At 54.2% G+C, this 8863-nt stretch carries 9 protein-coding genes; all 9 read right to left on the bottom strand.

The genetic code is table 11. From position 1 onward, the window contains the following. Positions 1-53: 53 nt before the first annotated feature. Entirely contained in the window at positions 54-1049 is a 996-nt protein-coding gene (epsD, locus tag EKD03_RS17620) for an exopolysaccharide biosynthesis glycosyltransferase EpsD (protein WP_129633678.1), read from the bottom strand. Between the two features lie 17 nt (positions 1050-1066). Beyond that, the gene (locus EKD03_RS17615) at positions 1067-1675 is read right to left on the bottom strand and encodes an acyltransferase (protein WP_129633676.1); all 609 of its coding nucleotides are present in this window, start codon (positions 1673-1675) and stop codon (positions 1067-1069) included. 15 nt (positions 1676-1690) lie between these two features. Further along, positions 1691-2683 (bottom strand): GNAT family N-acetyltransferase, encoded by a 993-nt coding sequence (locus EKD03_RS17610; protein WP_129633674.1) that lies wholly within the window; start codon positions 2681-2683, stop codon positions 1691-1693. A gap of 18 nt (positions 2684-2701) precedes the next feature. Then, positions 2702-3691 carry a GNAT family N-acetyltransferase gene (locus EKD03_RS17605; protein ID WP_129633672.1) on the bottom strand — a complete coding sequence of 330 codons (990 nt, stop codon included), beginning with the start codon at positions 3689-3691 and terminating at the stop codon, positions 2702-2704. Continuing rightward, the gene (locus EKD03_RS17600; RefSeq protein WP_129633670.1) at positions 3691-4434 is read right to left on the bottom strand and encodes a polysaccharide deacetylase family protein; all 744 of its coding nucleotides are present in this window, start codon (positions 4432-4434) and stop codon (positions 3691-3693) included. The genes EKD03_RS17605 and EKD03_RS17600 overlap by 1 nt, the downstream gene beginning before the upstream one ends. A gap of 6 nt (positions 4435-4440) precedes the next feature. After that, positions 4441-5541, bottom strand: coding sequence for a glycosyltransferase (locus EKD03_RS17595; RefSeq protein ID WP_161569305.1), 1101 nt, complete (start codon positions 5539-5541; stop codon positions 4441-4443). 217 nt (positions 5542-5758) lie between these two features. Further along, entirely contained in the window at positions 5759-6907 is a 1149-nt protein-coding gene (locus tag EKD03_RS17590) for a DegT/DnrJ/EryC1/StrS family aminotransferase (protein ID WP_129633666.1), read from the bottom strand. Then, the gene (locus EKD03_RS17585; RefSeq protein WP_129633664.1) at positions 6904-7884 is read right to left on the bottom strand and encodes an NAD-dependent epimerase/dehydratase family protein; all 981 of its coding nucleotides are present in this window, start codon (positions 7882-7884) and stop codon (positions 6904-6906) included. Before EKD03_RS17585 ends, EKD03_RS17590 begins: the two co-directional genes overlap by 4 nt. A 17-nt stretch (positions 7885-7901) precedes the next feature. After that, a complete protein-coding gene (locus EKD03_RS17580) occupies positions 7902-8732 on the bottom strand; it encodes a glycosyltransferase family 4 protein (RefSeq protein ID WP_129633662.1) in 831 nt (276 codons plus the stop codon). Between the last annotated feature and the right edge of the window lie 131 nt (positions 8733-8863).

Genomic DNA, 8863 nt, shown 5'->3' with positions numbered 1-8863 from the left:
CCGTACATCTCGGAGAGCGCAGGGCGCTCTAGCCAGAGACAAGCCGCGGGGCTTTAGCCCCTGCGGTTCATGACCCCTACTGCCCCCCCATAGAACGCCTGTCGCCCGCCTAACGCATCGGCGACCCCTTGGTAGTAGCGCAGGTTGAAGATTGCGCTATACCCAATCTTGGAGAGATGCTGCCCCAACTTGCCGATCTGATAGCCTCTATCCGCAACCCACCTGATCACTTCTTGCACCTGGGTACTCAAGCGTGGGCGATCCATACAGAGAGCGATGATCATTCGGGTGAAGCGGTTGCGATCCTCAAACTCCTCAAGAATAAAGTCAAGGAGCGCACTCTGCTGCTCATGGCTAAAGAGCACCTCATACCGACCATAGGTGTACGGGATTTGGATCCACGAACTGAAGCTGCGCTCGGCATAGTGGTAGCCAACCGCCTGCATACAGAAAATGAACTCTACTCCTTGACGTTCGAGGCGATAGGCTAACTCAATATCCTCAGCCCGTCGAAAGCGCTCGTCAAAGCCACCTGAGGTAAGGAGTAGTTGCCGGGGCAATGAGGTATTGCCAGTATAGAATTGGCGCGCTGTCGCAGGCCAATCACCCCGATGCATGGCATCGTACTGCTTCATGAGCATGGCCTGTTCCCAGGCAACCCAGGGCGAGAAGGTGAAATCCGGTGGATTGAGCATTGTTCCCAGCACCACCCGGTTGGTGTGTCCAGCGTGCAAACGCATATGTTCCGCCACCAGATCTGGGCTGGGAACGACATCATCATCAACAAAGATGATGATCTCGCCATGCGCGTTACGAATGCCATTATTGCGTGCCGCAGCCGGGCCAGCATTGGCCTGCGGCACAAAACAGAGATTGAGCCGGGTGGTCAAATCGCGCAGATACTCATGGGTACCATCGGTCGAACCATCCGAAACAACAATCACCTCCACATCCGTCATAGGGTAGGTCTGCCCCTCTAACGCTGCGATCACCTGCTTGAGACGTGGGAGCCGATTGTAGGTTGGAATAACAATGCTAAGGGCGGGCATACCAACCGTTCCTTATCTTAAATGTGACGAATGACGCGGGCGGGCAGGCCAGCGGCTAACGAACGCGGAGGAATATCGCGTGTCACCACACTCCCCGCAGCCACCACACTCCCCGCGCCGATGGTGACACCGCGCAGCACAATTACCCGTGCCCCCAGCCAGACATTCTCCTCCAGGATGATCGGTGCGGAGGGTGGCATTTCCTCGCGTCGCTCTGGCTCAATACGGTGGAAGTCATTGTCCATCATGATCACATAGGTACCGATATTGCAGCATGGGCCAATACGGACGAACTGGGTGGCAGCAATTGAGCAACCATAGTTGATAAACGTACTCTCACCAATCTCAAGCAAACCCTGTTTGCCTGTGGCCAGTTCCAGCGGAACAATGGTAGACACAAGCCGCACCCGATTTCCAATACGCATGCTGCCTTGGTTATCCACTGTGGCTCGGCCCCAGAGGCGCACACGCCAGCCCAGTAGCGTTGCATCACGCAAATACCACCGCGCTCGTAACACCGCTCGCCCATCGTCCCAAAGACGCTTGAGGCTATAGTCCTGACGCGGTACCTCGGCCTGTACCCCCAATCCATTGGGTTGCAGGCTCTCTTCTAAAGACTCGTTCATAGAATACTTCTTATATTACGATGCGATTCGTTGACGAAGATGACGATACATTTGTCTTCCTCGTAGGAGGAGGAGATGTTGATATTGCCAATTGGTGACCGGATAGACCTGGGTGCCAAGATGAGCTTTATAGGTTGCCACACTAGAGCGCAAATCTCCGGTTGGGTTCAGATCATAGTAGGCATAACCATGGGCGATAGCATCCCGTACTGCCTCGACATCAAGCATAACATAGGGTTTATACCGAAGATACTCGGTATACGCACAACCATGCCATGCAACACAATGGCGATTCCAATAAAATGTCAGGCTCCCCGCAATAATCTTTCCATCCAGAGAAGCCACCCAGAGCTTGATTAGATCTGGATATTCCTGAGCAAGTTCCCAGATGGTGTCAAAAATCCCCCAACGATACCCATACTGTTCTGGATCTTCCCCCCAACGCCGAACGGTATCTTGATACACGCGATAGTAATCTTGATACGCCTCCCGACTGGTAGCCACTCCAACCTGTACCCCCTCACGACACCCTTTACGATAGGCGTTGCGCCGATCTTTTGGGAGTTGCGCGAAGTAGGTCTCAAAATTGGTATCGAGTGGCACCATATGGGTTTCATAGACCTGAGCAAAAAAAGATGGGGCGAGATCAAGTTTCATCCCGATAGGATTCTCCAAAAAACGCAACCCGGTCACATTCCAGCTACAGGTGCGCTTATACAACTCCTTGAGATCATGGGGGGAGATCGGTCCATCTGTAATGATACCGCCATAACAGTACTCAAACGTAGACATAAGACTCTGAAGTGGCCCTAGGCGCCGGGTGGTTAGTAATGGAAAGATGGCGCGCACCCCATTAGGCAAGAGAAAACCTTGGGTAGCATTCGTCAGATGAGGATGCGTGCGGAGCGCAATCTCAGCCCATAATGGCGTGTGAAAGAAGGTCGAATCTACAGATTGCCGTGCGACATCCCACCATGTCTGAATATCAAGATGCCTCAGACTGTACATAACGACCTTCTTTCCGCGTTACTTCCCAGTGGCCATCCAGTACCATTGCTGGATGGGCTTGAGAATCGGATTCTCATAACGCCACATGTTTACCGACTTCATTTCACTCCCAAAGCGCTCCTTGTAGGTCATCACGCCAGCCTTCTGCCCACTCGTGTTGAAGTCGAAGTAGTGATATCCATGCTCAATCGCATCGCGAATGATCTCGGTATCGCCAACCGGCATGACGTCATATCCCAGAAAGTCGCGGTGAGCCGAGCCATGCCAGAGTGAGGCATGGGTGTTCCAATACAAGATCAAACGCCCACCGGCGATCTGATCATCCACGACCATGAGCCAAATCTTGATCTGTTCTGGGTATTCCTGACTCAGATAGTAGATCTGTTCAAAGAGTTCCCACGAATAGCCATAGTGATCGTCCTCGCCCCAACGCTCAATTGCATCACGGTAACTGGCGTAATAGGCACGGACTTCATCAAGGGACGTTGCAACTCGTGTTTGGACACCTTTACGCAGGCCGCTTCGGTACGCAGTACGGCGACTACGGCTGAAGCGGCCTAGGATCGTCTCAAAATCGGTGTCGAGGTGGAGTAGGTAGGTGGGTTCGCTATAGACATGCGTCATACGATCACGCAATGTCTGGTTCAGTGGCGGACCTATCGGATGGTCAATGAGGTAGAAGGTGTAGGTAGACCAATCGAAGGCTTGTTCATAGATTGCCATCGCCTCCGCTTCAGTCACTGGCCCATCGGCAATAAGACCTCCGTAGCAGTTCTCAAACGTGGAGTGCAGCCAGCGTAGGGGGCCGATTCGCCGATGACTCAGCATCGGTAGCACGACCCGCACGCCATTAGGTAGGACAGCGCCAATGGTCTCGTTCTTGTAACGTCCTGGGAATGTGCGAATAGCAATCTCGCGCCAGAGCGGAGTGTGGTAGAAGGTTGCATACGAGCAATTGCGTGCGACATCCCACCAGAACTCATCAGTCACTGGGTTGAGAATGTGCATTAGGTACGAACCTCTCTCTTTGGTACATAGCCTGGGACATCTAACAACTCTGCGACCGTAACAAACTCATAGCCCTGTTCACGCAACATGGGGACAAGGGATTGAATTGCACGGGTCGTCTCAGTCTTGACCCAGGTCTTCTCCCACGGTTTGGCATCGTGGAAACAGTAGATAGATCCCGGCTTGGTGTCACGGTAGGCATCACGCGCAAGGCTAATACCATCAACCTCAGGGATGACCCAATCGAGGGTATAGACATCCCAGCCGATGACCTTGTAGCCCGCCTTGGTGAGCCGATGACCTTCCCATGGGGTAAGCCAACCCCAGGGTGGCCGGTAGAAACATGGGCGCACCCCCAAAACTTCGGAGATGGCCTGTTCCCCATCCAGAATGTGGCGAATGTCCGACCCAGGCATGAGGCCGGTTTTGCGGCTGTGCCAGCCGGAGTGGTTGCCGATCACGTGGCCCTCCTGATACATCTGGAGCAACAGATCGGGGTGGTAGCGTACATTCACGCCGAGGCAGAAGAAGGTGCCCTTGACATCCAACTTGCGCATGGCCTCAAGCAAATGTTCGGTGGCTGGGCGACTTGGCCCGTCATCAAAGGTGAGCGCAACCTTACGCTTATTGCGCGGCCCATGGTTGATAAAGTAGCCGAACCCGTTCATGGGGGGGCTGAGGAGTTTGGTGCCGGCGGTATCAAATGTCTTAATCGCGGTCTGTTTCAGATTGAAACTGGACATAGGACATCAACCTCCAGATGTATCACGCTTACTGACATAGAGTTCACCCAATACCTTGGCCACGCGCTGCGCGGAGAAGACATCTTCTACCCGTTCACGCGCAGCGCGGTGGAATTGGGCTTGGAGTTCTGGGCGGCTAAGAATCTCGATCACATACTGGGCAATCGAGGCTGGGTTGTGCGGCTCGGCACAGAAGCCACTCTCTCCATGTACCACCGCCTCACCCTTGCCACCAAAGGTGATGACGACCGCTCGACCCATGGCCATGGCTTCGAGCAAGCCAATGGACATTGAGCCGACTGGAACCGGTAACACAAACGCATCCATCAAGCCCAGAAATGGGCGCGGGTTGCGCTGGAAGCCGGTAAAACGAACATACTCAGCCACGCCCAATGCCTGAGCTTGTTGTTCGAGGTGTTGGCGCAGCGAGCCATCGCCAACCATCAAGAGATAGGCACGTGGACACGCGGCCCGAATGGCGGGAAAGGCGGCCAGAAGGTCATCTAAGCCCTTCTCCGGTTCAAAACGCACGACGGTGCCAATCACCTGTGCATCGGCGGGGAGACAGTACTCCTGACGCAGAGTATCAAGGACTGGCTGTGGAATGGGCGGGAAGTCATTCGGATCTACCCCATTCTCCACCACAAGCGTGCGTGCATGTGGGGTGAAGAGGTAGGTACTACGGGCACGGTAGTTCTTCTGCGAGACACACACCACCCCATCCAGCATCTTGCTGAAGAGATCGCGGATTAAGCGACCCACCAACGGCAAGGGCGCATCGGGGGCCAAATGTTCAGTGACATAGATCCGCTTCACCCCGGCCAGCCGCGCTACAAGTAACGCCACCATCTGGCCACGGTAGGTGGTCGAGTGCATGTGCATAACCTCAATCCGCCAGCGGCGAATCTGCACCCACATGCGGAGTACCTCACGCAATTGACGCCAGATGCCATACCGCCGATCTGGAGTAATCTCAGTCACATGATCCGCCGCTGCCTGCAACGAAGCAGTAAAGGGCTTGGTCGCCTCCCAATCGGGGGTGATCGCAAAAACCTCAAACTGCTCGCGGCTCAGGTGGCGAGCGAGTAAGACAATATGCTCCTCCATACCCCCAATTGCAACACTATTCGCAAAAAGGAGGAGTCTGGTACGTGTGGTGTGGTGTGAGCCCAAGGCAGCAGCGGGGATGACGTGGGAGGAAGTAGGTGGGGCAACGGGGCCGGGAGATGGTCGAGTTGATGATTGGGTTTCGTGTGGCATATCCCTTATCTCTTCATTTTGGGGTCATACTGGGGTGGTCGTTGCACCACCACCCCAGTTCGCCCTACGCACAGACCTCTCTTAGCATCGCAACAACATAATCCTGTTCTTCATCGGTCATCTGGGGGTAGAGTGGCAGGATGATGTTGCGATCCTGGGCACGTTCCGACTCGGGTAGGTCGTAGCCGCCCTCGCGCTGATAAGGAACTTCGCGGTGGGCACACATGATCCCGCGTCGGGTGGCCACACCACGATCCAGCATCCCCTGCATCACGGTGCGCTGATCCAGATGCTCAGGCAACCGTACCCAAAAACTCTGCCAGTTGGTGTGCGCCCACTCTGGCTCATGGGGCATGATGAAACTGGGGAGTTCGGCGAGAAGTTGCAGATAACGTGCACCTAAACGCCGCCGCGCTTCAAAAATTCCCGGTAGCCGCTTGAGTTGCTCACGCCCAATTGCGGCCTGTACATCGGTCATGCGGTAGTTGTAGCCAATGACCGCGTGTTCTTCAAAGATGACCTGGTTGGCACTGTGGCGCACTCGGTCATTCACACTCATCCCATGCTGGCGCAACAGGCGGAATTGACGATCATAGTCGGGGTTGTTGGTAGTGATCATACCACCATCTCCGGTGGTAATCACCTTTCGGGGGTGAAATGAAAAACATGCAATGTCGCCATGGGCTTTGCCCACCTTCTCCCACTGCCCGTCCCAGTAGATCTCGCTTCCACTCGCACATGCCGCATCCTCAACCAGTGGCAGGTTATGCGCCTGGGCAATCTTCACAATTGCGGAGAGATCACACGGCATGCCCATCTGATGGACACAAAGGATCGCCTTGGTACGCGGGGTAATCGCGGCCTCGATCTTGCTCGGATCCATGTTGCTCGTGGCAGGATCAATATCCACAAAGACCGGGGTGGCGTTGCAGTAGCGCACCACATTGGCCGTGGCTACGTAGGAGTGGCTGACCGTAATCACCTCATCACCTGCACTTACCCCTAGTACGAGGAGAGCGAGGTGCAGCGCAGTGGTACAGTTGGAGACCGCTGTCGCATGGGCGGCTCCGGTAAAGGCGGCAAATTCCTGCTCAAATGCCGCCACCTCTGGCCCCTGAGTCAGCCAGCCGGACATGATCGGGCGTCGCGAGGCTTCAGCTTCGGCCTCGCCAATCAATGGGCGGGCGAGGGGGATGGTACGTCGTTCGGTCATGCCGTCACCCCACTCTTCTGCGTCTTCCACCACCCCACCAGATCGCGCAGCCCCTCTTCCAGCCCCACCTGAGCCACAAAGCCCAGTTTCTCGCGCGCCGCACTCACATCGGCCAAGCGCCGGGGCACCGGGTTGACTTTGCGCTCCGGGCCATACTCAAGCTCCATCTCCACATCCATTGCCCGCATCAGTGCATAGGCCAGATCGTTCAAACTGGTCTCTGTTCCCGATGCTACATTAAAGACCTCATCCGAAACATCCGCCTCTGCGGCCAGGATGTTGGCACGCGCAATCTCTGGCGCATAGACAAAATCCATCGTCTGCTTGCCATCACCAAAGATCAGCGGCGGCTTGCCCTCAAGGATGCGATCCATCCAACGGATAAGCACCTCCGTATAGGCTCCGTAGATGTCCATACGCGGGCCATAGACGTTGAAGTAGCGCAGTGCCACATACTTTAAGCCGTACATCTCGTTAAAGCTGCGCAACAAGCCCTCGTTAAAGACCTTGAGCGCCCCATAGAGGGTACGGTTGTTGTAGGGGTGGTGGCGCTCGGTCGTCGGGAACTCCTCGGCCAACCCATAGACCGAGGCAGAGGAAGAGGCCACGACCTTCTTCACCCCCGCCTGTACCGCCGCCTCAAGGATGTTGAAGGTTCCGTTCCCCAATACATCCACGGCCAAGCGCGGATCTTCGGCGCACTGGGTAATGCGAATCGCGGCCAGGTGGAAGACCAGGTCAATCCCCTGCATGACCTCAGCCACTAGTTTGCGATCCCCAATATCCCCTTCGACAATCGTCAACGCGCCACGCGCCTTGGCTGCTGCGATATTCTCATGCCGCCCACGCACAAAGTTATCGAGGATGACAATCTCGCCATACTTGCCCTGCTCACGTCCATCCATGAGTAGATCGACAATATGCGAACCGATCAGACCGGCTCCGCCGGTGACAAGAACCCGCCTAGATTCTGACATGAGCCTGTTGCTCCTTACTATACTTGGTTTCGCCGCTTATCAACCAGTGTCTTGATGATATTCAAGAACCGTTGTGTATTTTTCTCAGAATTAAAATTCTTCTCAACATGATCTCTACCTTGACGAATAAGTCTTTCGGTAAATAGAGGGTCATGCTGCAACCGGCGCACAGCTTCAATAATTGCCTGTGGATTGTCAGGAGGCACGGTCAATCCAGTCTGCTGATCAATCACTATATCGGGTATACCTCCAGTACGAGAAATGATCACAGGAATTCCCGTTGCTAAAGACTCCAACGCAACCCAAGAAGACGAGTCATTGCGAGTGGGCAGGACAAAACAATCAGCCTCGCGATAGAGTTGCTTAAATAATTCGCTTTTGGAGGTAAGATCAAGATGAAGTGAAACATGTGGGGTCTGTTCGATTCGCTCACGCAAAGCAGGAGGAAGATATCCCGTCTGTGTGGCAATACTTAATTCACAATTATCATGAAGCGATGCGGTAAAAGCATCAAGCAAGGTGTCCCCACCTTTGCGTACAATATCACCACCAACAAAAAGTATTTTGAAACGCTGACCTGGCGTATGGGGTGGACGCATTGGCCAGTCTTTTAAATTAATACCCGGATGCATGACCACAATTTTCTCTTCGGGAACCTGTGGGAAGGTATTCCTGATCTCTTCCGCCGCCCAAGAAGACCAAGGAATAAAGAGATCTGTATGTTTAACCGCAAAATCATAGAACGACTTCCGCTTCACTCCTTTATCTGTATCGTTAATGACACCTCCATCAGGATTATTAATAATGACCGTCTTACGTCGAAACAGACGATTAAGAGCAACATACATGTAGTATGTCTCAAATGCATGAATGACAATTGCATCACCTGATGACTTAAAATACTCACCTTACGCAGTACGTATGTACGGATAAAGACGGTCTTTCGTGCCAGATCATGCTCCTTGCGTCGCCCGTAGCG

The organism is Candidatus Oscillochloris fontis, from assembly GCF_004138135.1.
GTDB classification, from domain to species: domain Bacteria; phylum Chloroflexota; class Chloroflexia; order Chloroflexales; family Chloroflexaceae; genus Oscillochloris; species Oscillochloris fontis.
The sequence above is the reverse complement of the archived record's forward strand: the minus strand, read 5'-3'. Positions and strand labels throughout refer to the sequence as shown.

Coding starts and splice junctions, on each gene's coding strand:
- epsD (WP_129633678.1), bottom strand. CDS start 1,049: ATGCCCGCCCTTAGCATTGTTATTCCAACCTACAATCGGCTCCCACGT.
- EKD03_RS17615 (WP_129633676.1), bottom strand. CDS start 1,675: ATGAACGAGTCTTTAGAAGAGAGCCTGCAACCCAATGGATTGGGGGTA.
- EKD03_RS17610 (WP_129633674.1), bottom strand. CDS start 2,683: ATGTACAGTCTGAGGCATCTTGATATTCAGACATGGTGGGATGTCGCA.
- EKD03_RS17605 (WP_129633672.1), bottom strand. CDS start 3,691: ATGCACATTCTCAACCCAGTGACTGATGAGTTCTGGTGGGATGTCGCA.
- EKD03_RS17600 (WP_129633670.1), bottom strand. CDS start 4,434: ATGTCCAGTTTCAATCTGAAACAGACCGCGATTAAGACATTTGATACC.
- EKD03_RS17595 (WP_161569305.1), bottom strand. CDS start 5,541: ATGGAGGAGCATATTGTCTTACTCGCTCGCCACCTGAGCCGCGAGCAG.
- EKD03_RS17590 (WP_129633666.1), bottom strand. CDS start 6,907: ATGACCGAACGACGTACCATCCCCCTCGCCCGCCCATTGATTGGCGAG.
- EKD03_RS17585 (WP_129633664.1), bottom strand. CDS start 7,884: ATGTCAGAATCTAGGCGGGTTCTTGTCACCGGCGGAGCCGGTCTGATC.
- EKD03_RS17580 (WP_129633662.1), bottom strand. CDS start 8,732: ATGTATGTTGCTCTTAATCGTCTGTTTCGACGTAAGACGGTCATTATT.